Source organism: Pseudomonas sp. PvP001 (assembly GCF_040546375.1).
GTDB classification, from domain to species: Bacteria; Pseudomonadota; Gammaproteobacteria; order Pseudomonadales; family Pseudomonadaceae; genus Aquipseudomonas; species Aquipseudomonas coleopterorum.
Genome location: NZ_JBEPNQ010000001.1, coordinates 4,800,247 through 4,824,708 on the forward strand (window position 1 = coordinate 4,800,247; position 24,462 = coordinate 4,824,708).

Genomic DNA, 24,462 nt, shown 5'->3' on the forward strand with positions numbered 1-24,462 from the left:
CGTTACTGCGCAGTTCGGGCCTGGTCCTGCATTCAACTGCGGCTGTCCCAGGCCAGGCTGGCGTCCTTGGGCAGCAGGTGTTTCTTGATGCGTTCGCTGGGGGTCAACTCGAACCCCTCCACTTGCCGGTAGTAGCGTGGCAATTGATAGGAGGCGCACCGGCGAGCGGCCCATTCGAGCATGGCTGGCCAGTCCGGGGGGGTATCGGTCTGCAGTTGCACGTACAGCAGGATTTCCTGCTCGCCGACCGTCGACTCGACCCCGATCGCGGCGCAGGCCTGCACCGCTGGATGCCCACTGAACACCCGCTCCACCTCCCAGGCGGACACGTTCTCGCCCCGCACGCGCATGCTGTCGGTGCGACGGCCGACGAAGAACAGGTCGCCCTCGGCATCCATGCGAGCCATGTCTCCGGTGAACAGGCGGCCGTCGCGCAAGGCGCTGGCCGTCGCTTCAGGGTTGTCGAGGTAGCCGGGCAGAAAGACGCCGTCGACCTCGCTGGCAAGTACGATTTCCCCCAATTGTCCGACTTCGACGGGCTTGCCGTAGGGGTCCAGCAGTTCCAGGCTCAGCCATGGCAAGGGGCGGCCGATCGAGCCGGGCTTGCCGGTGCGGTTCAAGGTGGCGAAGCTGGAACATTCGGTCATGCCATAGCATTCGCGCAGCGGGCAGCCAAAACGCTGCTCGATCGCCGCCCAGTTGGCCAGGCTGACACCTGCGCCCCACAAGGTGCGTAGAGCATGGTGGGCAGGCCACTGCTCTTCGGGTTGCTGCATGAGGATATCGATGATCCCGCCCAGATAATGCAATTGCGTGGCCTGCACTTGCACGCACTGCGCCCAGAACTTGCTCGCGGAAAACCGCTGCACCACGTTCAGGCTGACCTCGGCCAGAAAGGGCATCAGCAGCATCTGCGCACCGCCGATGTGGCACAGCGGTTCCCACAACAGCAGACGATCGCCGGCCTTGACGTCGGCGACCTGCAATACCGCCTCACTGGCGATGCGCAACATGCGATGAGTGAACACCACGCCCTTGGGCGCCCCGGTGGTGCCAGAGGTGTAGATCACACAGAGCGTGGCATCGGTCGCACTGTCTTCCAGGCGCAGGGTCGCGGCCGGGCAGGCCAGCGCCTGTTCGTGCAGCGTGTTGATGTCGACACAGTCAAGGTGGCCTGCGGCACTGCTCGCCAGGCGCTCGGCGAACTCGGCGTCGCCCACCACGAGGTCCGGGCGGGCATGTTCGAACGGGTAGTCCAGGCCCGGTCCGCGCAGCTTGGTGTTGATGGGAATCCACACCAGGCCGCTGAGGATCAGTGCATAGATCAATACGATCTGGTCGTCGCTGTTGCCCAGCATGACCGCGACCCGGTGTCCGGCCCGCAGGCCACGTTCGGCCAGTACCTGTTGCAGCGCGGCGACCCGCTGGCGCAATTCCCGTGTAGTCAGGGAACGACCTTCGAACGTGACGCGTACAGCGTCGTCATCGATCATCAGGCCAGCATGGATAAGCGGTGCGGTGGTCAGTTGATCCTGACTGATGCGATGCGGGAAGAATCGAGTGTATGTATGCATCGTTCAGAGCCCTTGACGTTTGGAGTTGGAGCGCCGCGAGACCCACTGGGCGATCACGGCAAACAGCACGATGAACACCAGCAAGGTGGTGGAAACCGCAGCCAGGGTCGGCGTCAGCGCCAGTTGGATGCTGTCCCACATCTGCTTGGGCAAGGTGGTATTGATGCCGCCACTGACGAAGATGGCGATGGTCAGGTCGTCGAACGAAGTGATGAAGGCCAGCAGGAAGGCCGAGACCAGGCTCGCCGACATCAGCGGCAGGGTCACCGTGCGCAGGCGAGTGAATGCGCCGGCACCGAGGATCCGCGCCGCATCGTCCAGACGCCAGTCGTATTGCTTGAAGGCCGCGGACAGGGTCACCACCACATAGGGCAGGGCCAGCACGGTATGGCCCAGTACCAGGCCGATGTCCTTGCCCGCCAGTCCCAGTCGGGAAAACAGGTAGAGCAGGCCGAGGGCGATGACGATGCGCGGCACGATCAGCGGTGCGATGAACAGGGCGAACAGGCCCTTGCGCCAACCTGCGCTGACCCGTGTCAGTGCCAAGGTCGCGCCAAAGCCCAGCACCAGGGCCAACAAGGCCGTGGCCACACCGACGCCCAGCGAACGCAACAGCGCCGCCTGCCATACCGCGGACGTGAAGAATTCTTCGAACCACTTCAGGCTGAACAGCTTGGGTGGAAAGGCAATGAACGGGCTGCTGGTGAAGGCCAGCGGGACGACCACCAGCACTGGCAGGATCAACAGCATGACCAACAACACGCTGTAGCCCGTGAGCAGCACACCGTCGCCACTGCGCCGGGGAGCGTTGCCCTTGCCCGAAAACAGATGCCCGAGCCAGATCAGCATCTGCAGGCCGCGTCCGGACTGGCGCTCCTTGGGCGCCTCGCCGCCCAGCGACGACAGCCCGGCGATGCGATCGTAGATCACGAACACCACCAGCGAGCAGGCCAGCAGCACCACCGAGAGGGCGCCGGCAAAGTTCATGTCGAACAGGTCGAGCACCGAGGAAATCACCAGTTGCGCCACCATCATTTCCCGTGGCGAACCCAGCAGCGCAGGCACGATGAAGAAGCCCAGGCTGGTGATGAATACCAACAGCCCAGCGGCGGCGATGCCCGGCGCCGACAGCGGCAGGAAGATGCTGAAGAAACTCATCGATCCGCTGGCGCCCAGGGTCTGCGCGGCGGGCGCCAGGCGTTGATCGATGCTGCGCATGATCGGCAGCAGAGTGATCACGGCCAGCGGCAGCATCGAATGCACCATGCCGATCAGCACCCCGGAAAGTGCCGGGACCAATCCGGATGGATTGTCCAGCACATCGGCGGCCAGAGTGGTCAGCAGTCCTTTGCGCGACAGCAGCAGCATCCATGCGTAGGTCTTGACCAGGTAGCTGGTCCAGAACGGCAGCATGATCCACAGCAACCAGCGCTCCCGGCCCATGGGCGAGAGACGCGTGAGCAGATACGCCACGGGGTAGGCCAGCAGTACCGAAAGTAATGCCGTCAGTGCCGAGATCCAGAAGGTGATGCCCAATACGCGCGCATACACCGGGGTCGAGGCGATCCGTTCGAAGTTGCCCAGGCTCAGCTCGCCGCTGGCGTTCTGAAAACTGCCCATGAGCATTTCCGCAACCGGCAACAGAAAGAACAGCGCCAGGAACAGCAGGGCGGGGATGGCCGGAATCAGGCCCTTGCGCCAGCTCATGACACGGCCTGCGCAGGCAGCAGGGTAGCCCGGGTCGGGTCCCAGGCGATGCCCACCGGGTCGCCGATGCGGGGGCTGAGGTCGCGCGAACAGCGCACGCTGAAGCGGTTGCCCGAGGGCAGTCGGACCAAGGCGCGGGTGTCACTGCCCAGGAACACGCATTCATCCACGGTGCCTTGCAGCAGGCCTGCGGCGGGGTCGGTGAGGCGCGCGGCTTCGGGCCGGATCAGCAGAAACGCTTCGGTCCCTGCACTGGGCGCCTGGTGCCCGGCGCATCCGGTCAGGTCCAGCCGTTGACCTTCGACCTGCAGGTGGCCAGCACCGTCGCGCTGGCCCTGCAACAGGTTGGAATGACCGATGAATTCGGCTGCAAAGCGTGTAGCCGGGCGATCGTACAGTTCTTCTGGCGTCGCCAGCTGCTCGATCCGCGCCCGATTCATCAGGCAGATGCGGTCCGACAGGGTCAGCGCCTCTTCCTGATCGTGGGTGACATAGATGAACGTGGCCCCCAGCTCCTTATGCATGCGGCGGATTTCCAGCTGCATGTGCTCGCGCAGGTTCTTGTCCAGCGCGCCGAGTGGTTCATCGAGCAGGATGATCGAGGGTCGATAGGCGAAGCAGCGCGCCAGGGCGATGCGCTGCTGCTGACCACCAGACAATTCGTTCGGGTAGCGATGGGCGAAGTCCTCCATGCGCACCATGGCCAGGGCATCGTCGACTGCCTGGCTGACCTCGGCCTTGGGGTACTTGCGCATGCGCAAGCCGTAGGCCACGTTGTCACGCACGCTCATGTGCGGAAACAGCGCGTAGCTCTGGAACACCAGGCCGATGCCGCGTTTGCCGGGTGCGATGTGGGTCGCCTCCTGGCCGTCGATCAGCAACTGCCCGCTGTCGGGCGGGACCAATCCGGAAATCATCTGCAGCAGGGTGGTCTTGCCCGAGCCCGAAGGCCCGAGCAGGGTCAGGAATTCGCCTTCACGCACCTGAATATCGGTAGGTTGCAGGGCGACGAACTGACCATAGGTCTTGCCCAGGCCACGGGTTTCAAGTTTCACGCTCATGCATCGACTCCCTTACGACAAGATCCAGGCGTTGAACCGCTCGGTCACGGCGGTACGGTGCTCCGCCCACCAGGCCGGGCTGGGCAGGCGCATGTGTTCCAGGTTCTGCGGCGCAGTGGGCAACAGCGCAGCCCGCTCGGGGGCGATGAACTCGAACGACTTGCGGTTGGTGGGGCCGTAGGCCAGCGTGTCGGTGAAATCGGACTGGCGCTTGGCATCGGCGCAGAAGCGCACGAACTGCTTGGCCATGTCGGCGTGTGGCGTGCCCTTGGGAATCGCCCAGCCTTCGATGGAATACAGCCCTTGGTTCCAGACGATCTGCACCGGAGCGCCATTGTCGATGGCCGCCTGGGCGCGGCCGTTCCAGGCCGAGATCATGTCGACTTCGCCGCTCTGGATGGCCTGCATCGCCTGCGCACCGGAGGTCCACCACAGGTCGATGTGCGGTTTGATCTTGTCCAGGCTCTTGAAGGCGCGGTCGACGTCCATCGGGTACAGCTCGTCGAGGCCGACGCCGTCGGCCAGCAGAGCCTGTTCCAACGTGTCCAGGGGGCTGCGGCGCAGGCAGCGACGGCCGGGAAACTGCTCGACGTTCCAGAAGTCCGCCCAGCTCTGCGGGCCCTTGCCATCCTTGAAGGTGTCCGTGCGGTAGGCCAGCACGGTGGAGTACACATCGACGCCCAGGAAGTTGGGGGTGATCGCTTCGGGCAACAGGTCGGGGTATTCGCTGGCCGACAGACCGATGGGTTCGAGAAAGCCCTGGGCTTCGAGGTAGGGGATGTCGGCGGAGATGGTCAGGGTGGTGACGTCCCAGACGTAATTGCGGGTTTTCACCATGGCCGAAAACTGCGCCACGGGCTGTGATTCGCGGGCCACGCTGATGACTTTGATGCCGGTGGCTTTTTCGAAAGGGTCGTAGAAGGCCTTGCGGTAGGCCTCGGTGTAGGGGCCACCGGGATCGGAAACGATGATCTGCCTGTCGGCGGCGCGGACTACGCTGGGCAGACCGCAGACCAGAGCGACGGTGGCACCGGCCTTGAGCAACTGACGGCGTCCGGGGTTGGAAGGTGTGTGCATGACAGTCTCCTGCAGAAAACGAATGGATCGTTGGGTAGTCAGGACGTCGGCAGTCAAGGTGTTGCAAAAAGCCGGGGTAGGTACATGGCCGCCGCCGTGCGTAGTGCTATCTGTGGGAGATGACCCTGTGGGAGAGAACCCTGTGGGAGCGGGTCTCTGCCCGCGAACGGGCCTCCACGGTGTATCAGTGCTCCGCATCGCCGCCTTCGCGGGCAGAGCCCGCTCCCACAGTGTGGGAGAGAACCCTGTGGGAGCGGGTCTCTGCCCGCGAACGGGCCTCCACGGTGTATCAGTGCCTCCGCGTCGCTGCCTTCGCGGGCAGAGCCCGCTCCCACAGTGTGGGAGCGAAACCTGTGGGAGCGGGTCTCTGCCCGCGAACGGGCCTCCACGGTGTATCAGTGCCTCCGCATTGCCGCCTTCGCGGGCAGAGCCCGCTCCCACAGTGTGGGAGCGATCCCTGTGGGAGCGGGTCTCTGCCCGCGAACGGGCCTCCACGGTGTATCAGTGCCTCCGCGTCGCTGCCTTCGCGGGCAGAGCCCGCTCCCACAGTGTGGGAGAGAACCCTGTGGGAGCGGGTCTCTGCCCGCGAACGGGTCTCCACGGTGTATCAGTGCCTCCGAATTGCCGCCTTCGCGGGCAGAGCCCGCTCCCACAGTGTGGGCGAGAACCCTGTGGGAGCGGGTCTCTGCCCGCGAACGGGCCTCCACGGTGTATCAGTGCCTCCGAATTGCCGCCTTCGCGGGCAGAGCCCGCTCCCACAATGGGCGCGCGCCCACTGCTAATCTGCTTTCAGAAGGTAGGCTGGGTTTTACTTGGCCCGCGCCTTGAAGAAGGCTTCCATCATGCGTGCCGGCTCGCCGGAGTCGTACGCTTCCTTTTGCAGGCGTCGGCCGGCTTCGATGCAGTCCTTGAAGCCCGACTCACTCATTTCGCGGAATCGCTGCTTGTCCAGGCGCATGGCGATCGGTGGCTTGGCGGCCAGTTCTTCGGCGATTTCAAGTGCCTTGCTCATCACCTGATCGGCCGGGACCAAATGGTGAATCAAGCCGATCTGCTTGCATTCATCGGCATTCATCAAGCGGCCGGTCAGTGTCAGCTCGATGGTGCGCGACATGCCCAGCATGCTGTTCATGATCCAGGGACCTGTGGTGCTGGGAATGCCCGAGTTGATCTCTGGCTGGCCCATGCGCACGCCGGGGTGGCCGATGCGGATGTCGCCCAGCAGCGCGACCTGGAACGCCGAACCTGCGGCCGTGCCGTTGAGCGCGATGATCAGGGGCTTGGACAGGCCGCGCAGCGTGGCGTAGTAACGCTCCCATTCACCCACCCATTCCACGGCGCGATCGCCGTCGAAATCATGGGCTTCGGAAAGGTCCTGGCCCGCGGAAAACGCCCGGTCGCCAGCGCCGGTCATGATCACGGCCTTGATGGCAGGGTCGGTGTTGTAGCCGTTCAGGGCTTCGATGATTTCGTTACGCATCGGCGTGGTCCAGGCATTGAGCACCGCCGGACGATTGAGGGTGATGACAGCGACGGGGCCTTTGATTTCTAGCACGATGTCTGACATGTTTATCTCAATGCGATAGTTGATGTGGAATAACGATAGAATTATCCCGCTGGATGCGCAACCGGTTTGTGTGGATTATTGGCAAAGCGCGCACGACAGAAGACGCCACTGCACTCAGATCAACGTGCACACGCTGGCAGCGGTCAGTGGCCGAGAAGAGGGCGGTGCGGTGTGTCAGGTGTTATGCGGTGAGATTTTCGCGGCCGATGGCCGCTCCCACGCAGGGGTGTGGGAGCGGATCATGGAGAGGTAAGGATCAGGTCACAACGCGGTAGCAGGGCACATAGGCTGCGCCACCCCGGCAGTTTCATGCGGTGCTGCTCGACGAACGCCTGCAGCAACTTGTCCAGCGGCTCCATCACTGCGGCATCGCCACGGATCTGGTAAGGCCCGTGTTCTTCGATCAGGCGAATGCCCTTGTCCTTGACGTTACCCGCCACGATGCCGGAAAACGCCCGGCGCAGGTTGGCCGCCAGCTGATGCGGGGGCAGGGCGCGGCGCAGTTCCAGGTTGGCCATGTTGGCGTGGGTCGGGTCGAAGGGACGCTGGAAGCTTTCCTCGATCTTCAGCAGCCAGTTGAAGTGGAACGCGTCGTTGCGCTCGCGACGGAACGATTTGACCTTCTTCAACGACTCGGTCATCTCCCGTGCCACGTCGGCCGGGTTGTCGATGATGATCTGGTAGTGCTCTCGCGCCGCCTCGCCCAACGTCGCCACGACGAAATGATCCAGTTGCTGCAGATACGCCTCGGCACTCTTGGGCCCGGTGAGGATCACCGGGAACGGCAGCCCCTGATTGTCCGGGTGCATCAGGATGCCCAGCAGGTACAGGAATTCCTCGGCCGTGCCCGCGCCGCCGGGGAATATGATGATCCCGTGACCGACGCGCACGAACGCTTCCAGACGCTTCTCGATATCGGGAAGAATGACCAGCTCGTTGACGATCGGATTCGGCGCTTCCGCCGCGATGATCCCCGGTTCGGTCAGACCCAGATAGCGTCCGCCGCTCATGCGCTGCTTGGCATGGGCGATGGTGGCGCCTTTCATCGGGCCTTTCATCACGCCAGGGCCGCAGCCGGTGCAGATGTCCAATTTGCGCAGGCCCAGTTCGTGGCCGACTTTCTTGGTGTACTTGTATTCGTCCGAATTGATCGAGTGGCCACCCCAGCACACCACCATCTTGGGCTCGAGGCCGGCACGCAGGGTGCGGGCGTTGCGCAATAGATGAAAGACGTAGTCGGTGATGCCCTGGGAGTCGCTCAGGTCGATGCGCTGGCTGTGCAGCTCGCTTTCGGTGTAGACGATGTCGCGCAATGCGCTGAACAGCATTTCGCGGGTGCTGGCGATCATTTCGCCGTCGACGAAGGCGTCGGCCGGAGCGTTCAACAATTCCAGGCGAACACCGCGGTCTTGCTGGTGGATGCGCACCTCGAAATCCTGATAGGCATCGAGGATGGTCTTGGCGTTGTCGACATGGGCGCCGGTGTTGAGGATGGCCAGGGCGCACTGGCGAAAGAGGGTGTAGGTGCTGCCCGAACCGGCGGCGCTGAGTTGCTGGACTTCACGCTGGGAGAGGGTTTCAAGGCTGCCCTTGGGGCTGACCGAGGCATTGATCACATTTCTTGGGGCCATTCTATATTCCCTTAACGCACTGTAGCGCGGCCACACGGGCCGCCCCATCTGGATAATGAGCGACTTCACCGGCCCCAGGCTGTCTGTCTTTCAAGCCTGGGCGCCGGGTCTGCTTGTCCTGTTGATGAAAAACCGTTTCCTCCTGGGCATGGGGCTGATCGACACTGGTCTCATCTTACTCCGCGCCGCTGCGCGTCGGTCAACGTCCGTCGCCAGAAAAACTCCAATGCAGTGAATCGCTTGGCAGCGCACCGCGTTACCTGTGACACTTACGGGGACCGAGTCGTGAACCTTACCCCCACACGCCCGGTCGATAGCTGCGGCCCACCCTTTTACAGAGGCCGCTTTCGGGTCAATGCTGTGGATACCTGCCAGCGATTGTCTTGGCCCGTCTACTTCCTGGAGAACACCCCGTGATATTGATCAGACCCTCGGCCACGCTCAAAGCATGGGGCGCCCACGGCTTCACCGCCACCGGCGTGGTGCTGGCCTTTCTTGCCACACTGGCGCTTTTCGATGGCCAGCCGAAGATCTGCCTGCTGTGGCTGGGCCTGGCGCTGGTGGTCGACGGCGTCGACGGCTCGCTGGCGCGCAAGCTCAACACCCAGTCGGTACTGCCGCACTTCGACGGCTCCACGCTGGATCTGGTGATCGACTACCTGACCTACGTGTTCATTCCGGCGCTGTTCATCTACCGCTACATCCCCTTGCCAGAATTTACCATGCTGATCACCGTCAGCATCATCCTGGTGTCGTCGCTGTTCTGCTTCTGCAACGTCAACATGAAGAGCAAGGACAACTACTTCGTTGGATTCCCGGCGGCGTGGAACGTGGTCGCGCTGTGCATGTACATCATTTCGCCGTCGCCGTGGGTGGCACTGCTCAGCGTGATCGGTCTGGCCCTGCTGACCGTCACCAAGATGAAGTTCCTGCACCCGTTTCGGGTCCGTCGCTTCATGGCGATCAACATCGCCGTGACCTCGATCTGGCTGCTGTGCACCTTCGTGCTGATCCTCAATCATCCGGCCAGCAACCCGGTGGCGATGGGGCTGTGGAGCCTGATGTCGGCCTACTTCCTGGGCATCTGCGTCTGGCGCACAGTGGTCGAATGGCTCGGCCGCCTGCGCGCCTGATGCCTGGATTCAAACGCCTGGCAGGTTGAGCATCTCGATCCACAGGGCGCCTTTGCCTGAAGGCGCCTCCCCGGTACGGGTCAGCGCGCCTTGCACACCCACTGCGTAACTTCCCACCTTGTCGGCTTTCTCGCCGGTCACCAGCAACCAACGTCCACTGGGTGAGAAGGCGATGTTGCGCGGTTGTTTTTCCTGCAAGGGATAATTGCCCTGGAAGCTCAAAGTACCAGTGTTCGGATCGGCCTTGAATGCCGAGACGGAGCTGGTGGTGCGCTCGGTGATGTAGATCAACTGACCATCCGGCGAGACGCGAATGTCCGCCGCCCAGATCCGCGGGGTAGGGTCGTCCTTGAGGTCGTTGTTGGCCGCGTTGCGGATTTCGCCCTGTACCAGATTCAGAGATTTGGGCACGCCTTCGGCATGGGCCACTTTGGTCAGAGCGCCTGTCTGCGAGTCGATGGAAAAACTGTCGACCGTACCGCTCAGCTCACCCACTACGTAGAGAAACTTGCCTCCTGGCGCGAATGCGATGTGCCGCGGGCCGCTACCTGCTGTCACCGACGCATGGGCAGGGCCGATGGGCTCCAGTGCGCCGCTCTTCTGGTCGAATGAGAACTGCATCACCTTCTCATCCCCAAGCGAGGTGGCGTAGACGAAATGGTTGCTGGGGTCGCTGCGCACCGAGTGGGCATAAGGACCGGTAGGGTAGACCTTGCTCTCCTTGGCCGGGCGATGCTCCGCATCGATGGCTTGTACGGTGAGCACGTTGCCCCCGTAGGAGGCACCCATCAGGTAGCGGCCACTGCGATCGGTGCTCAGGTAGGCCAGGCTGGCAGCGAGCGGTGCCTCGGCGGCGGCGGTCAGTTGGCCAGTGCCGGGGTCGATACGGTAAGCGATCACTCGAAAGGGCTCGACCCGCAGCGCGGCATACAGGGTCGTGTTATCGGGGCTGAGGGCCATGGGGTTGACCTTGTCGCCAGCAGGGGTCTGGTGCAGCAGAGTCAGGGAGCCGGTGGTTTCGTCCAGGCGGTATTGAGAGATCATGCCGTCGTCGGGGCTTGAGATATAGGCAAAGGTGTTGGCCTGAGCCATACCGCCCGCGCAACCAATGGCAGCGGCAAGAAGCAAATGTTTACGCATGAATGATCCTCGGTTTTGTTGTTGTGATCAGTCATCCTATGAGTGCATTGCACCGAAGTAAAGAATTCCACCTTCCCCTGTAGCAGCGGCGCAAGCCGCGTCGGCCGCCTCCGCAACAGGTCACTGTGAACGCGGTGTGGCCGACGCGGCTTGCGCCGCTGCTACAGGGGTGATGATTACAGGCTGGAACGCAGGGGAATTTCTTCGCGCATGATGTGGTTGCCTTCCTCGGGGTTGCCGATCATCTCGTCATGGGCGTTGCCCTGCACCAGGAACAACTTGATGTCGGCGACACCGGCCAGCACCTTGCGTGCTTCCTCGACCGAGGCGACGTGAATGGTTGCGCCATTGTCACTGGCCACCGGCTGGGACACACCCTCCAGGATGGCGTGCAGCACGTAGGAGCCACCTTCCATGGAAACCAGGTTCACTTCGTGGATTTCGCCATTGTTGACGTGGCTACTCAGTTTATCGATGTTCATGCGCGACCTCGAAATGGCGGGATGGACCGGAGTGGCCATCGCTCTTGCCCCATGCAAGGTTTGAGGCTGGCCACGCTGACGGAGTTCCATCGCGCGGCACCTCCCGCGCGCCGCGTCAGATCTTCCAGCGGCTCGCGGTCTTGGCCAATCGTTGCTGCAGCCCGTCGAGGTTATTGACCAATTGCAGCGTCAGCAGGCGATACCCGATCAGCTCACCGGGCACCACGTTGGGCGCGTCCGCATCGGCGCTGGCGTAGTTGCGCTCCAGCCGTTCGGTGGCACCATCGCGCAAGGCGCGGGCCATGCCCACCAGTTGCCGACGAATGTGCCGGTGCTCACCGCTCAGGCACTGCTGCAATTGCGCCATGGCGTTACGGTCGGTCCCGCTGGGGCGCAGGTTGGCGAGGATTTCCCAGAGTGCTCAGGCACATGCGGAAATGACCCTGGATCGCGTCCAACTCGGTCATGGAGATCTTCACTTCCTTGGACACCGACGGCAGCAGCGAGCGTAGCTGGACCATGTTCGCGTTGAGCTTGGCCATCAACTTGAGGTGTTCATCGGCCGACACCGGCTGGCCACTGACGATCCGACTGTGAATGGTCGCGCAGCCGCGCAATCCGGTGGCCAGGTTGTAGCGCCACGAATACACGGCGTAAAGCGGCAAGGCGAACGAAAACGCCAAGGCCAGGGCGATGCCGATGAGGATGTCGACAGTGCGCCATAGGCCGTCGGTGATCGGATTGTCGCCATGACCGGCGACGATGAACAACGTGATCGCCGACAACAGTGCCGTGTAGCCGCCCTTGCCGATCGCATGGTAGGCGAAGAACCCACAGGCCACCGACATCAGCAGGTAGGTCACGATGGGCAGTTCGAAGTAGTTCTGCTGGGCCACCACGGCCAGCCCGAGCGCGGCGCCGATGAGGGTTCCGTAGGCACGTTCCACCGATTTCTTGCCGATATTGCCATGGTGCTGGAGCCCGCCGATGACGATCAGCAGGGTGACCGATGCCCACTCACCGTGGGGCAGGTTGAAGCCACTGGTCAGCAGGATGGACACCAGCAAGGCGGCGACGATGCGTGCGGCGTGTATCAGGCGGGCGTGCCGGTAACGACGGTAGGGATCGAGCAACGGCCGCAGCACGCGGCGCAACCAGAAGGGTAGAGCAATGGATTTGAATGCATTCATCCGTTAAATGACCATGGGTACCTGGAATAAGTCCGCCACACAGCTGTCGACTCTGGGCTGGAAGGTAAATTGTGTCATGGCTGCGGCTATATATCTTGTTCAAGGAACGCTTTTGTCGATGCTCGACTTCTCTCGCCTGAAGAATTTTCTGGGCCAGGCCCGACGTGCCTTGCAACTGGTCTGGGCGACTTCACCCGGCCTGCTGCTTGGGCTGGTAATCGCCACGCTAGCCGCGGGCATCCTGCCGGCACTGGCGGCCTGGCTGGGCCAGCGCATCGTTGATGCAGTGGTGGCTGCCATGCAGCTGCACCAGCAGACCGGCGCTGCGCCGCTGTGGCCGGTGTTGCGCTATGTCCTGATGGAAGCCGGTGTGCTGGCACTGCTGGCCGCAGCGCAGCGCGGCCTCTCGGTGCAACAGGCGCTGTTGCGCGTTCAACTGGGACAGAAGGTCAATACACTGATTCTGGAGAAAGCCCAGACCCTCTCGTTGATGCAGTTCGAGGACTCGGAGTTCTACGACAAGCTGGTGCGCGTGCGCCGGGAAGCGTCCACGCGACCGCTGGCGCTGGTGAGCAAGTCGCTGGGGTTGGTGCAGAACCTGATTTCCCTGGTCAGCTTCGGTGTGTTGCTGGTGCATTTCTCGCCCTGGGCATTGGTGATCCTGGTGATCGGCGCGTTGCCGGTGTTCTTTGCCGAGGCGCATTTTTCCGGCGATGCCTTCCGCCTGTTCAGCCGCCGCGCACCGGAAACCCGTCGACAGAATTACATCGAAACACTGCTTTCCCACGAGGGTTACATCAAGGAGGTGAAGCTGTTCGGTTTCGCGCCGCTCTTGCTGCAGCGCTATCGCGACACCTTCACCAAACTGTATGCCGAGGATCGCCGCCTGACCTTGCGTCGGGACGGCTGGGGTTTCGTGCTGGGTCTATTGGGCACGACGGCCTTCTATCTGGCGTATGGCTGGATCGTCATCGACACGGTGAACGGCCATATCACCCTGGGGCAGATGACCATGTACCTGGTGTTGTTCAAGCAGGGGCAGAGTGCGGTCAGCAGCAGCCTTACGGCGATCGGCGGCCTGTACGAAGACGGCTTGTACCTGGCGGACCTGTACGACTATCTGGCCTACCCGGTGCAGGCCACTCAGGGCGATCTCACTCAGGGCGTGAAGCCGGGCGACGGCCTGCGCTGTGAAGGGCTGGGCTTTCGCTATCCAGGCGCCAACCGCGCCACCTTGCAGGGTATCGACCTGCATCTGATGCCGGGCAAGAGCCTGGCGCTGGTGGGTGAGAACGGTTCAGGCAAGACCACCTTGATCAAGCTGCTGACGCGTCTGTACCGGCCTGACGAGGGTCGCATCCTGCTCGACGGCAGCGATCTGCAGGACTGGCAGGAAGAGGCGCTGCGTCAGCGAATCGGGGTGATCTTCCAGGATTTCATCCGCTATCAGTTCAGCGTCGGGGAAAACCTCGGGGTGGGTGACACCCGTGCGTTCGATGACACGCAGCGCTGGCGCGAGGCCGCGGTGCAGGGCACGGCCGAGCCGTTTATCGAGCGTCTGGAGCACGGCTATGCCACTCAGTTGGGGCGCTGGTTTGCGGGTGGGCAGGAGCTGTCCGGTGGGCAATGGCAGAAGCTGGCGCTGTCGCGGGCCTACATGCGGCGTGATGCCGACATTCTGATTCTCGATGAGCCTACCGCAGCACTGGACGCCAGTGCCGAAGCCGCGGTGTTCGAGCATTTCCGCGAGTACGCTAAGGGCCGCATGACCCTGTTGATTTCGCACCGCTTCTCGAGTGTGCGCAATGCCGACCATATTGTGGTCCTGGAACAGGGCCGGGTGCTGGAGCGCGGCAACCATGAACAACTGATGGCCCAGGCGGGGCGTTACGCCGAACTGTTCGACCTACAGGCGCGGGGTTATCGCTGAGAGGTCCAGGAGATGCACCGCGTTGAGTTCTTCGCGGGCAGAGGGCTCGCCGCCCGCCCCGCTCCCACATGATCGCCACCGCACCTTGTGGGAGCGGGTTCTACCCGCGAAGGACGCACCGCGGTCCAGCAGATGCACCGCGTTGACTTCTTCGCGGGCAGAGCCCGCTCCCACATGATCGCCACCGCACCTTGTGGGAGCGGGTTCTACCCGCGAATGGCGCACCGCGGTCCAGCAGATGCACCGCGTTGACTTCTTCGCGGGCAGAGCCCGCTCCCACAGGATCGCCACCGCACCTTGTGGGAGCGGGGCGGGCGGCGAGCCTTCTACCCGCGAAGGGTGCACTGCGGTCCGGCAGATGCACCGCCACTCCAGGCAGAGCGGATCTGTGATGCGTTTGCGAGTGCCGCCGTCTACGGCTTGATCCCTTGATGCGAGTAGCCCGATGCAAGCGCTTTTGGTTGAAATACTGGATGCCGTCCGCCCTCTGATCGGACAAGGCAAGGTGGCCGATTACATTCCGGCGTTGGCCGATGTGCCCGCCGCGCAACTGGGTATTGCCGTGTACGGCAACGATGGCGAAGTGTTCAGCGCCGGCGATGCCCACACGCCGTTTTCCATTCAGAGCATTTCCAAGGTGTTCAGCCTGGTCCAGGCGATCGGCCACTCGGGTGAAGACATCTGGCAGCGTTTGGGCCATGAGCCGTCCGGGCAGCCGTTCAATTCCCTGGTGCAGCTGGAGTTCGAACGGGGTCGGCCGCGCAACCCGTTCATCAACGCCGGTGCGCTGGTGATCTGCGACATCAACCAGTCGCGCTTCGCCGCTCCTGCGCTGTCGATGCGCGACCTGGCGCGGCGGTTGTCGGGCAACCCTCAGGTGATCGTCGATGGCCGGGTGGCGGAATCGGAATACCAGCACCGGGCGCGCAATGCGGCCATGGCTTACCTGATGAAGTCGTTCGACAACTTCCACAACGACGTCGAGGCGGTGCTGCGCAGCTATTTCAGCCACTGCGCGTTGCGCATGGACTGCGTCGATCTGGCCCGCGCCTTCTGCTTCCTGGCCAACGACGGCTACTGCAAACACAGTGGCGAACAGGTGCTGACCCGGCGCCAGACCCAGCAGGTCAACTCGATCATGGCCACCAGTGGGCTGTACGACGAAGCGGGCAACTTCGCCTACCGCGTCGGGTTGCCAGGCAAGAGCGGGGTAGGCGGCGGCATTGTCGCGGTGGTGCCGGGGCAGTTCACCGTGTGCGTCTGGTCCCCGGAACTCAACCCGGCGGGCAACTCGCTGGCCGGCATGGCTGCACTGGAGCTGCTCAGCGAGCGGATCGGCTGGTCGGTTTTTTAGGTAGAGGCCTGAGTGACCGGGGTGCTTTTTCGCGGCCACGGACCGCTCCTACACGATCAGCGTGCATCCGTAGGAGCGGTCATCGGCCGCGAAGGGCATGACGCGAAGTGTCTGATCGACCGAGGGGGTTTTTTCGCGGCCACGGACCGCGAAGGGCATGGCACGGTATGCCTGAGCGTCCGCGATTAAACAAAATGTGACAGGTTGCAGTGCCCAAGCGCCGCTGTGGACTTTAAACTGCGGCCCTCTTCAGAGGGCGATATGGCATGAACGATTTCCCGACCCGCCGCCGAGTACTCGCCGGCATGGGCATTCTCGGTCTCGGTGCGCTGGCCGGATGTGGCGACAGCAATACGCTGTCGTTCAAGTACGGCAAGGACCTGAGCAACGAGATCCTTGGCCGCACCTTCCGGCTCAAGGACCCGCAGGGCAACGAAAAGACCCTGTCCAGTTTTCGCGGCATGATGCCCATGGTGTTCTTCGGTTTCACCCAGTGCCCGGCCGTCTGCCCGACCACCTTGGCGCGTGCGGTCCAGGCCAAGAAACTCATGGGCCGCGACGGTGACCGCCTGCAGGTGATCTTCATCACCCTGGACCCCGAACGCGACACGCCGGAAGTGCTCGACGCCTACGTCAAACTCTTCGACCCCACCTTCGTGGCCCTGCGCGGTACGCTGGAACAAACCGCCGAGGTCGCGAAGGAGTTCAAGGTGTTCTACGAAAAGGTCCCGGTAGGGGATACCTACACCATCTCCCATACCTCGACCAGTTACGTCTACGATTCCCGAGGCGTGCTGCGCCTGGGTCTGTCCCATTCCCTCACCGCACAAGAGTGCGCCGAGGACCTGCTCACCGTAATGGAAGTCTGCTGATGAAACCCGTTGCCACTTTGAAAGCCCTGCGCCCATTCACCGTCCTCGCAGTCGCCCTGAGCCTCTCCGGCTATGCCATGGCCCAAACCACCGTGGAAGATGCCTGGGCACGTGCCACGGTTCCAGGCCAGCCGGCCACCGGCGCATTCATGACGCTGACGGCGGATTCGGACAGCACCTTGCTCAGTGTGCAGTCACCGGCTGCCAAGGACACGCAGATCCACCAGTCGACCATGAAAGGCGACGTGATGAGCATGTTGCCGGTGGACGAAGTCAGTCTGCCCGCAGGCGAACCGGTCGTGTTCGATGCCAACGGCTATCACGTGATGTTGATGGGCTTGGTCAAGCAGGTGAAAGAGGGTGATGCAGTGCTATTGACCCTGAAGATCAAGAATGCACAGGGAGAGGAAGAAACGCTGGAAGTGAACGCCGTGGCCAGGGCACTGAATGCACCCGACCACGCTCACGCTCACTGAATGACCGGCAACAGGGCGCTGCCGGCATCACAGTTGCACCGTCGCAATCACTTGCCGACGGTCTGACCCAGGAACCAGGCACGCTCTTCGGCCTGATCGATCCACTCTTCCAGCAGGCTGGTGGTGGACAGGTCGTTGGCTTCGTCGGTGACGCCATGGGTAGTGCGCATGTAGGCAGCCAGGGACTGGTTGTCGTCATGCAGCTCGGTCAGCATGTCTTCCGGCGACAGGTCGGCAACTTCGCTGCTGGCCAGACGCTTGAGTTGCACCATCTGCTCCATCGAGCGGACAGTCGGCTCGCCGATCTTGCGGGCGCGCTCGGCAATCAGGTCAGTGATGGCGTAGATCTGGGTGGCTTGCTCTTCCAGCAGCAGATGATAGTCGCGGAAATGCGACCCTTTCATGTGCCAGTGGTAGTTCTTGGTTTTGAAGTACAGCGCAAAGACGTCAGACAGAAGCACTGCCAGTTCCTGACCAACTTCGGCTTGGTTCTGCAAGCGGGCGCCTTCGCCTTTCTCGGCTTTGGCCTTGACGGACGATACGGTCTTGAGTTCCTGTTTCACATTGGCAACGGCCATTTGAAATCTCCTTGGTACAGGTTTGCGGGATAGGGTTTGTAACCACTAATTGAATCGACCGCGCTGTGAACCGGAATGCTCAGAGATTTTTTCAATCACGCCGATGAAGGGTCGCTATCAACGTAGGAATCAAGCTGCACAGCGCCTGAATTCGGGAAGCTCAAGGTAAAGGTCGTCACGCCGTCGTCACTGGACGCACTCACCTTGCCGTTCACCAACGTCATGATCGACTGCACTATGGCCAGCCCCAGGCCACCGGAGTCGCCAGGCTCCGTGCGTGCCGGATCGATGCGGAAGAAGCGATCGAACAATCTCGGCAGATGCTCGGGCGCAATGGTGTCACCTTCGTTGCGCACGCACAGGCGCACGAACGCCGCGTCATCGTGTCGGCTCAACCGCACAGTCGTGCCGGGCTTGGCGTGGCGCACCGCGTTGGCGAGCAGATTGCCCAAGGCCCGTTGCAACAGTTGCAAGTCGGTGTTCAACGTCCCGTGCAACGAATGCTCAAGGCATGCACCGCGCTCGTCGGCCAGCAGCTGGAAGTAGTCGCACAGCTCTTCGCCCAGATGAGCAAGGTCGATGGCCTGCATGTGTACCCGGCGCTGGCCGTGGTCGGCACGGGCCAGGAACAGCAGGTTTTCCACCATGCGGTTCAGACGCTCGTACTCCTCGATGTTGGAACCGAGCAATTCACGGTATTCATCCGAACTGCGGGGCTGGTTCAGGGCTTGGCCCGTGCTGGCCAGCAGCGTGTGGAGCGGGGTGCGAATTTCGTGGGCCAGATCGGCCGAGAATTGTGAGAGCCGTTCGAAACCCTGTTCGAGCCGCGCCAGCATGCCATTGAGCGCCTGAATGGGCGCCTGCAATTCCAGGGGCGCGGCGGTATCGGCCAGCCGTCGATGCAGATTGCGCAGATCGATGAGGGCCAGCGCGTCGGCCATATCGCGCAGGGGTGTCAGGGCCCGCCGTACCAGCAGCAGACCGATGATCCAGGCCAGCAAAGCGCCCGCCGCCACGGCCAGGTACAGACGCAGCCGATAGCTGGCCAGGATCGCTTCGCGTTCTTGCAGGCGTTTGCCGACCATCACCGTCAGCGCTTCGCCCGCCGGACCGACCGCGTCACCGGCCAGCAACAAGGCGTTACGGTCCTGACGAATGTCGGCCCGGCTCGGATGCTGACTTACACCGATGCGTGGAGGATCGCCCAGTGTTTCGCCATGGGGGTTGATTTCGAACACCAGGCTGCCATCGGCGCGGCGCACCCGCAGCACGCTCTCCTGATTGCCAAGCATGTTCTGGTACAACTGAGGGCGCTGCTGCAGGGCGCCCAGGCTGTCGCTGTCGTGGAGCAGGGTGCGGACCTGTTCGAGTCGACCCAGCAGGGCGAGATCGTCGCGGTAGGCAATTTCAGCCGCCAGCGAGCGGTACAGAAACACCGCGACCGCACTCATCGCCAGCGTGCAGACCACCGCCACGGCCAGCGCCAGCCGCCAGGCCAGGGAATGGCGGCGTTCACTCATCCTGGTGCTCCAGCCGATAGCCGACGCCACGCACGGTATGGATCAGCTTGGGCATGAATGGATCGTCGACCTTGGCCCGCAGGCGGCGTATCGCTACCTCGACCATGTTGGTGTCGCTGTCGAAATTCAGGTTCCACACCTGGGACGCGATCAATGTGCGCGAGAGCGCCTCGCCGGGCCGGCTGATCAGCATGTGCAGCAAGGCGAACTCCTTGTTGGTCAGGCTGATGCGCTGTCCACCGCGGCTGACTCGACGGCGCAGCACGTCCACTTCCAGATCGGCCACCTGGTAGTGCTCGACCTCGCGTACCGCGCCCCGACGCAACAGCGTGCGCACCCGCGCCAGCAGCTCGGCGAAGGCGAACGGCTTCACCAGGTAGTCGTCGGCGCCCAGCTCCAGCCCGCGCACGCGGTCTTCGATGGCGTCCTTGGCGGTGAGGAACAGCACCGGTGTCTCGCCTCGCTGACGGATCAGCTTGAGCAGCTGCCAGCCGTTCAGGCCGGGCAGCATGACATCGAGGATCACCAGGTCATAAGCCTGTTGTTCGATCAGATAGCGTCCATCCAGCCCGTTGAGCGCCACGTCTACCGAAAAGCCGGATTCACCCAGCCCCTTGGCGAGAAAGTTCGCCGTCTTCGCTTCATCTTCAACCAGCAACACACGCATCGTTCAGCTCCTGTACCCGCGCATAGGCTAGGCCTCCGCCGCCCGATTGCCTATTACAAAGTTGTAATCCCTGCGACGGGGTTCTGTCGGGACGGGCTTGTTAACGTGGTTGCCACTGATCACGGAGAAGCCCGATGAAAGCCCTTTGCATGACATTCACCCTGAGCTGTCTGCTGGCCACGCAGGCCCATGCTGCGCTCGCCCAGCATCCGGACCTGGACCTGGCGACCGCCCAGCGACTGGCCAACGGCAGTGGCTGCGTGGCCGCGGTGGCGGTCCTGGACCGTGGCGGCAACGTCATTGTCCAGCAACGCGGCGACGCGGTGGGCCCGCACAACACCGAAGCGGCGCGGTTGAAAGCCTACACCGCACTCTCGACCAAGACCCCGACCCGGGCCTTCGCCGAACGCGCCCGCAACAACCCCGAAGCCGCCAACCTGACATCCCTGGGGCAGTTGCTTCTGCTCGGCGGCGGCGTGCCGGTCTACGAGGGCACGCAGCTGGTCGGTGCCGTTGGCATTGCCGGCGCCGGCGGCGCCGAGCAGGACGAAGCCTGTGCAATCAAGGCCACCGAATCCATCGGTCTGGCCATTCACCCTTGAAGGAGCGCTGCACCATGTTGAAAAAGACTCTTCTGGCCATCAGCCTGGCCTCGTTGTCCGGCCTGGCGATGGCTGCCAATCCCCTGAGCGTCCACGTATTGAACCTTGAAACCGGGGTGCCCTCGGCCGGTATCGAAGTGACTCTGGAGCAGCATCAGGGGAACCAGTGGCAAGCACTGGGCAAAGGCGTTACCAACGAGCAAGGGCGCATCGCCGAGCTGTTCCCGCAGCAGCGCCAATTCGTTGCGGGTGAATACCGCGTGGTGTTCAAGACCGGCGACTACTACCGCAAGGTTGGCCATGACACGTTCTTCCCGGAAATTCCGGTGATCTTCGAGGTCAAGAACACCGAGCAGCACTACCACATCCCGTTGCTGCTCAGCCCCTACGGCTTCAGCACCTATCGCGGTTCCTAGTCGTACGGGCAGTGATGCGAGTGCCCGGCTGCGGTCGGGTGCCTGCAAGGATGGCCGCCATGCTTTCGCCATACCCGGAAAACTATTGCCCCCTGCCTGCGGTCTGTTGCACCAGAGCAGCGCCGCAGGGCAGGGCGCCGAGGAATTGCGCAGGATCATGACGGGTGTCCATCGATGAAGCAGCTTGATCTGCAAGTCATACAACAGGCCCAGGCCTGGCTTGGCCAGGGCCGGGGCGTATGGCTGTGCACGGTATTGTCGACCTTCGGTTCGGCGCCACGCGGGCCGGGGGCGATGCTGGTCGCTCTGGATAATGGCGAGCATTGCGGCTCGTTGTCGGGTGGCTGTGTGGAAGACGATTTTCTGGAGCGCGTCGCCGCCGGATTTTTCACGCCGGTCAATCAGGTGGTGCGCTACGGCGACGGCGGCCTGGCGCCGACCATGGCGCTGCCCTGCGGCGGCGTTCTGGATGTGCTGGTGGAATACCTCTCGCCCGGCGACGCGACGCGGGAGCACCTGCAACAGGTGGAACACGCCTTCGCCGGCGGCCAGCTGGTGGCTCGCCAGGTCGTACCCGGAAGCGATCAGCGCAGCATTCGCCCCGGGAGCATGGGCGATGCGCGGGTGCTGGTGAACGACGAAGAAATCCGCATCCGCATCGGCGCCGTACAGCGCCTGATCCTGGCCGGCCTGTCGCCGGTAGCAGAGTTCTGTGCCGGGTTCGCCTTGAGCCTGGGCTACGAAGTGATCCTCTGCGAGCCACGTCCCGAAGTCCTGGCCCGTCTCGACCTGCCAGGCGTGCAGGTCCATGAAGTCTTGCCCGCGGTGTTCATCGCCAAAGGCGGCTGCCATTCGGCGACAGCCGTGGTGGCGTTGACCCACGACCCTCGACTCGACGACCTGACCCTGCTCGAAGCGGTGCGCACGCCAGCCTTCTACATCGGTGCCATGGGCTCGATGCGCACCAGTGAAAAGCGTTTCGAGCGCCTTCAGCGCATCGGCGGTCTGGACGCCGATGCACAGCAGCGTATCCATGCACCCATCGGTCTGAACCTGGGCAGCAAGACACCCGCCGAGATCGCCCTTGCGGTCATGGCGGATATCCTGCGTGCCGCCAACGGCATCGACCGGCAGCGCCTATGACCGCGCGGCGGGCGGCTGGAAGCCTTTGAGACGCAGCGCATTGACCAGCACGAAAACTGACGACAAGGCCATGGCCCCCGCCGCGAATTGCGGCGACAGGGTCAGCCCGTTGATCGGGTAGAGCAGCCCCGCAGCCACGGGGATCAGGGCAGCGTTGTAGACGAAGGCCCAGAACAGGTTCTGACGAATGTTGTTCAGGGTCGCCGTCGACAGCGCGATGGCGCTGGCCACCGAGCCCAGATTATCCGACATCAGCACCACATCCGCCGCCTCGATGGCGATGTCCGTGCCACTGCCCACGGCAATGCCGACATCGGCCTGGGCCAGCGCCGGCGCATCGTTGATGCCGTCGCCTACGTAGACCGTCAGGCCATATTCGCGCTGCAAGGCCTGAACGGCGTCCACCTTGCCCTTGGGTAGCACCTCGGCCACCACATGATCGATGCCCAACTGGGCGGCGATGGCCTGGGCGGTGCGGCGGTCATCCCCTGAGATCATCGCCACTTTCAGGCCCAGTGCATGCAGCGTCTGAATCGCAGCCTGGGTGGAGGGCTTGAGGGTGTCTGCCACGGCGATGACTGCGGCCAAATGGCCATCCACTGCGGCATACAGTGGGGTCTTGCCGTGTTCGGCCAGCGCGTGCGCGGCGCTGGCGAACGCCGCAGTATCCACACCCAGTTGCGCCATGTAGCGCTCGGCACCGATTGCAACGTTTTGCTCATCCACCGTGGCGCTGACGCCGTAGCCGGTGTGCGCCTGGAAGTCCTGCGCTTGAGACCAGGTCAGCTGTTCCTCCTGTGCCGCCGCCACGATGGCCAGGGCCAGCGGATGCTCGGAAAGTGCCTCGACCGCTGCCAGCAGTGGCAGCAACCGTTCGCGGCTGAAGCCAGGTGCAAGCTGCAGGTCGGTCAGGCGCGGCTGGCCTTCGGTGAGCGTGCCGGTCTTGTCCAGTGCAACCACGCGGGCCTCCTTGAGCCGCTGCAGCGCCTCGCCCTTGCGAAACAGAATGCCCAGCTCGGCGCCACGACCGGTGCCGACCATGATCGAGGTGGGCGTCGCCAGGCCCATCGCACAGGGGCAGGCGATGATCAGCACTGCCACGGCGTGCACCAGCGCCATGCCCAGCGCCGGCTGAGGACCCAGCCAGTACCAACCGACGAACGTGGCCAGCGCCAGAGCCATGACCACGGGTACGAACCACAGCGTCACCCGGTCAACCAGCGCCTGGATCGGCAACTTGCTGCCCTGAGCCCGTTCGACCATGGCGACGATACGGGCGAGCAGGCTGGCGCTGCCCAGCGCGGTTGCCTGTATCTGCAGCGTGCCGTTCTGGTTCAGCGTGCCACCGACGACGTTGTCGTTGCGCACCTTGCGGACCGGCATGGGTTCGCCCGTCAGCATCGATTCGTCGACGAAGCTGTCGCCTGCCACTACGGTGCCGTCCACCGCGATTCGCTCGCCGGGGCGCACCTGCACCACGTCGCCCTGCACCAATTGCGCCAGCGGGACTTCCATCAGCCCGGTTTGGCGTTGCACCCAGGCGGTCTGTGGCTGAAGGTTCAACAGGCGCTTGATCGCCTGGGAAGTACGGCCACGGGCGCGGGCTTCCAAGGTGCGACCCAGCAGGATCAGGCAGATGATCACGCACACCGCTTCGTAGTAGACCGTCGCCGTGCCAGGGGGTAGCACGTGGGCCGCGAACGTCGATACCAGGGAAAAGCCGTAGGCGGCGAGGGTGCCCACCGCGACCAGCGAGTTCATGTCCGGCGCACCGCGCAGCAACCCTTGGACGCCTTTGACGTAGAAGCGTTTGGCACAGATGAGCAGCACCAAGGTGGTCAGGGCGAACTGCAGCAGCCAGTTACTCTGCTGAGCGAGGTGCTGGTCGAGCCAGGCGTGAAAACCGGGTATCAGGTGCGTGCCCATTTCCAGGATCACCACGGGCAGCGACAGCGTCACCGACCCGCGCAGGTCGCGCCGCAGGCGGGTGGCGTCTTCCAGGTGTTCCTGGCTGGCTCGATCAAGCTCATCGCGGGTGTGTTCGATCAGTCTGGCGCTGTAGCCAGCCTTGTCGATGGCAGCGATGAGTGCCTGCACGTCCAGCGCGCCATCGCCTTCCACCCGGCCGCGCTCGGTGGCCAGGTTGACCGCCACCGCCGTCACCCCGGGCACCTTGCTCAGTGTCCGCTCGACCCGACCCACGCAGGACGCACAGGTCATCCCCTGAATGCCCAGCTCGATCGCACCCTCATTCGCCGCCATGCCCACATCCTCCTTCCATTCCAAGCCTCGACTTTGACCCTTCCCATCATGGGAAGGTCAAGCCCGGCACCACTCTGCGT

General features: G+C 63.3%; 19 protein-coding genes and 2 pseudogenes. 8 read left to right on the plus strand and 13 right to left on the minus strand.

The window, feature by feature from the left end:
• Positions 1 to 32: 32 nt before the first annotated feature.
• From ABMD26_RS21830 to ppnN, 6 genes and pseudogenes are all read right to left on the minus strand, one after another.
• Entirely contained in the window at positions 33 to 1,574 is a 1,542-nt protein-coding gene (locus ABMD26_RS21830) for an AMP-binding protein (protein WP_354311750.1), read from the minus strand.
• Positions 1,575 to 1,577: 3 nt separating this feature from the next.
• Positions 1,578 to 3,281, minus strand: a complete 1,704-nt coding sequence (locus ABMD26_RS21835; RefSeq protein ID WP_122742835.1) for an ABC transporter permease subunit — start codon at positions 3,279 to 3,281, stop codon at positions 1,578 to 1,580.
• Entirely contained in the window at positions 3,278 to 4,342 is a 1,065-nt protein-coding gene (locus ABMD26_RS21840; protein WP_134722431.1) for an ABC transporter ATP-binding protein, read from the minus strand. The genes ABMD26_RS21835 and ABMD26_RS21840 overlap by 4 nt, the downstream gene beginning before the upstream one ends.
• Before the next feature lie 12 nt (positions 4,343 to 4,354).
• Positions 4,355 to 5,419, minus strand: a complete 1,065-nt coding sequence (locus ABMD26_RS21845) for an ABC transporter substrate-binding protein (protein ID WP_134722430.1) — start codon at positions 5,417 to 5,419, stop codon at positions 4,355 to 4,357.
• 808 nt (positions 5,420 to 6,227) lie between these two features.
• Positions 6,228 to 6,986: an enoyl-CoA hydratase/isomerase family protein gene (locus tag ABMD26_RS21850; RefSeq protein ID WP_192000604.1), complete on the minus strand. Its 759-nt coding sequence runs from the start codon at positions 6,984 to 6,986 to the stop codon at positions 6,228 to 6,230.
• A 256-nt stretch (positions 6,987 to 7,242) separates the two neighbouring features.
• Positions 7,243 to 8,617 (minus strand): annotated as a pseudogene (gene ppnN, locus ABMD26_RS21855) (nucleotide 5'-monophosphate nucleosidase PpnN).
• A gap of 413 nt (positions 8,618 to 9,030) precedes the next feature.
• Between ppnN and pcsA the strand changes: the two are divergent.
• Positions 9,031 to 9,750, plus strand: coding sequence for a phosphatidylcholine synthase (gene pcsA / locus ABMD26_RS21860; protein ID WP_049859507.1), 720 nt, complete (start codon positions 9,031 to 9,033; stop codon positions 9,748 to 9,750).
• 9 nt (positions 9,751 to 9,759) lie between these two features.
• Here the strand turns inward: pcsA and ABMD26_RS21865 are convergent, their stop codons facing one another.
• The 3 genes and pseudogenes from ABMD26_RS21865 to ABMD26_RS21875 all read right to left on the minus strand — a co-directional run bounded on the left by ABMD26_RS21865 (position 9,760) and on the right by ABMD26_RS21875 (position 12,562).
• Entirely contained in the window at positions 9,760 to 10,890 is a 1,131-nt protein-coding gene (locus ABMD26_RS21865) for a lactonase family protein (RefSeq protein ID WP_354311751.1), read from the minus strand.
• Between the two features lie 176 nt (positions 10,891 to 11,066).
• A complete protein-coding gene (locus ABMD26_RS21870) occupies positions 11,067 to 11,372 on the minus strand; it encodes a DUF6482 family protein (RefSeq protein WP_049859509.1) in 306 nt (101 codons plus the stop codon).
• 115 nt (positions 11,373 to 11,487) lie between these two features.
• A pseudogene (locus tag ABMD26_RS21875) lies at positions 11,488 to 12,562 on the minus strand (FUSC family protein).
• A gap of 118 nt (positions 12,563 to 12,680) precedes the next feature.
• Here ABMD26_RS21875 and ABMD26_RS21880 point away from each other — a divergent pair.
• The 4 genes from ABMD26_RS21880 to ABMD26_RS21895 all read left to right on the plus strand — a co-directional run bounded on the left by ABMD26_RS21880 (position 12,681) and on the right by ABMD26_RS21895 (position 17,194).
• Entirely contained in the window at positions 12,681 to 14,492 is a 1,812-nt protein-coding gene (locus ABMD26_RS21880) for an ABC transporter ATP-binding protein (RefSeq protein ID WP_354311752.1), read from the plus strand.
• Positions 14,493 to 14,937: 445 nt separating this feature from the next.
• The gene (gene glsB, locus ABMD26_RS21885; RefSeq protein ID WP_049859512.1) at positions 14,938 to 15,846 is read left to right on the plus strand and encodes a glutaminase B; all 909 of its coding nucleotides are present in this window, start codon (positions 14,938 to 14,940) and stop codon (positions 15,844 to 15,846) included.
• A gap of 266 nt (positions 15,847 to 16,112) precedes the next feature.
• The gene (locus tag ABMD26_RS21890) at positions 16,113 to 16,718 is read left to right on the plus strand and encodes an SCO family protein (protein WP_049859513.1); all 606 of its coding nucleotides are present in this window, start codon (positions 16,113 to 16,115) and stop codon (positions 16,716 to 16,718) included.
• Positions 16,718 to 17,194, plus strand: a complete 477-nt coding sequence (locus ABMD26_RS21895) for a copper chaperone PCu(A)C (RefSeq protein ID WP_354311753.1) — start codon at positions 16,718 to 16,720, stop codon at positions 17,192 to 17,194. Before ABMD26_RS21890 ends, ABMD26_RS21895 begins: the two co-directional genes overlap by 1 nt.
• A 47-nt stretch (positions 17,195 to 17,241) precedes the next feature.
• On the opposite strand, the gene ABMD26_RS21900 is transcribed toward ABMD26_RS21895, so the two are convergent.
• The 3 genes from ABMD26_RS21900 to ABMD26_RS21910 all read right to left on the minus strand — a co-directional run bounded on the left by ABMD26_RS21900 (position 17,242) and on the right by ABMD26_RS21910 (position 19,959).
• Positions 17,242 to 17,772, minus strand: coding sequence for a Dps family protein (locus tag ABMD26_RS21900; protein ID WP_122742326.1), 531 nt, complete (start codon positions 17,770 to 17,772; stop codon positions 17,242 to 17,244).
• 95 nt (positions 17,773 to 17,867) lie between these two features.
• Positions 17,868 to 19,292, minus strand: coding sequence for a heavy metal sensor histidine kinase (locus ABMD26_RS21905; RefSeq protein ID WP_354311754.1), 1,425 nt, complete (start codon positions 19,290 to 19,292; stop codon positions 17,868 to 17,870).
• Complete coding sequence (locus ABMD26_RS21910) at positions 19,285 to 19,959, minus strand: heavy metal response regulator transcription factor (protein WP_320521822.1); 675 nt, start codon at positions 19,957 to 19,959, stop codon at positions 19,285 to 19,287. The genes ABMD26_RS21905 and ABMD26_RS21910 overlap by 8 nt, the downstream gene beginning before the upstream one ends.
• A 134-nt stretch (positions 19,960 to 20,093) precedes the next feature.
• On the opposite strand from ABMD26_RS21910, the gene ABMD26_RS21915 reads away from it, so the two are divergent.
• The 3 genes from ABMD26_RS21915 (at position 20,094) to ABMD26_RS21925 (ending at position 22,120) form a co-directional block, all read left to right on the plus strand.
• Entirely contained in the window at positions 20,094 to 20,561 is a 468-nt protein-coding gene (locus tag ABMD26_RS21915; protein ID WP_192067393.1) for a GlcG/HbpS family heme-binding protein, read from the plus strand.
• A 14-nt stretch (positions 20,562 to 20,575) separates the two neighbouring features.
• The gene (uraH, locus tag ABMD26_RS21920) at positions 20,576 to 20,977 is read left to right on the plus strand and encodes a hydroxyisourate hydrolase (RefSeq protein WP_354311755.1); all 402 of its coding nucleotides are present in this window, start codon (positions 20,576 to 20,578) and stop codon (positions 20,975 to 20,977) included.
• Positions 20,978 to 21,151: 174 nt separating this feature from the next.
• Complete coding sequence (locus tag ABMD26_RS21925) at positions 21,152 to 22,120, plus strand: XdhC family protein (protein ID WP_354311756.1); 969 nt, start codon at positions 21,152 to 21,154, stop codon at positions 22,118 to 22,120.
• On the opposite strand, the gene ABMD26_RS21930 is transcribed toward ABMD26_RS21925, so the two are convergent.
• Positions 22,115 to 24,382, minus strand: a complete 2,268-nt coding sequence (locus ABMD26_RS21930; protein WP_354311757.1) for a heavy metal translocating P-type ATPase — start codon at positions 24,380 to 24,382, stop codon at positions 22,115 to 22,117. The genes ABMD26_RS21925 and ABMD26_RS21930 overlap by 6 nt on opposite strands.
• Between the last annotated feature and the right edge of the window lie 80 nt (positions 24,383 to 24,462).

Coding starts and splice junctions, on each gene's coding strand:
- ABMD26_RS21930 (WP_354311757.1), bottom strand. CDS start 24,382: ATGGCGGCGAATGAGGGTGCGATCGAGCTGGGCATTCAGGGGATGACC.
- ABMD26_RS21900 (WP_122742326.1), bottom strand. CDS start 17,772: ATGGCCGTTGCCAATGTGAAACAGGAACTCAAGACCGTATCGTCCGTC.
- ABMD26_RS21830 (WP_354311750.1), bottom strand. CDS start 1,574: ATGCATACATACACTCGATTCTTCCCGCATCGCATCAGTCAGGATCAA.
- ABMD26_RS21850 (WP_192000604.1), bottom strand. CDS start 6,986: ATGTCAGACATCGTGCTAGAAATCAAAGGCCCCGTCGCTGTCATCACC.
- ABMD26_RS21870 (WP_049859509.1), bottom strand. CDS start 11,372: ATGAACATCGATAAACTGAGTAGCCACGTCAACAATGGCGAAATCCAC.
- ABMD26_RS21910 (WP_320521822.1), bottom strand. CDS start 19,959: ATGCGTGTGTTGCTGGTTGAAGATGAAGCGAAGACGGCGAACTTTCTC.
- ABMD26_RS21835 (WP_122742835.1), bottom strand. CDS start 3,281: ATGAGCTGGCGCAAGGGCCTGATTCCGGCCATCCCCGCCCTGCTGTTC.
- ABMD26_RS21905 (WP_354311754.1), bottom strand. CDS start 19,292: ATGAGTGAACGCCGCCATTCCCTGGCCTGGCGGCTGGCGCTGGCCGTG.
- ABMD26_RS21915 (WP_192067393.1), top strand. CDS start 20,094: ATGAAAGCCCTTTGCATGACATTCACCCTGAGCTGTCTGCTGGCCACG.
- ABMD26_RS21895 (WP_354311753.1), top strand. CDS start 16,718: ATGAAACCCGTTGCCACTTTGAAAGCCCTGCGCCCATTCACCGTCCTC.
- ABMD26_RS21880 (WP_354311752.1), top strand. CDS start 12,681: ATGCTCGACTTCTCTCGCCTGAAGAATTTTCTGGGCCAGGCCCGACGT.
- ABMD26_RS21890 (WP_049859513.1), top strand. CDS start 16,113: ATGAACGATTTCCCGACCCGCCGCCGAGTACTCGCCGGCATGGGCATT.
- glsB (WP_049859512.1), top strand. CDS start 14,938: ATGCAAGCGCTTTTGGTTGAAATACTGGATGCCGTCCGCCCTCTGATC.
- ABMD26_RS21865 (WP_354311751.1), bottom strand. CDS start 10,890: ATGCGTAAACATTTGCTTCTTGCCGCTGCCATTGGTTGCGCGGGCGGT.
- ABMD26_RS21925 (WP_354311756.1), top strand. CDS start 21,152: ATGAAGCAGCTTGATCTGCAAGTCATACAACAGGCCCAGGCCTGGCTT.
- ABMD26_RS21840 (WP_134722431.1), bottom strand. CDS start 4,342: ATGAGCGTGAAACTTGAAACCCGTGGCCTGGGCAAGACCTATGGTCAG.
- ABMD26_RS21845 (WP_134722430.1), bottom strand. CDS start 5,419: ATGCACACACCTTCCAACCCCGGACGCCGTCAGTTGCTCAAGGCCGGT.
- uraH (WP_354311755.1), top strand. CDS start 20,576: ATGTTGAAAAAGACTCTTCTGGCCATCAGCCTGGCCTCGTTGTCCGGC.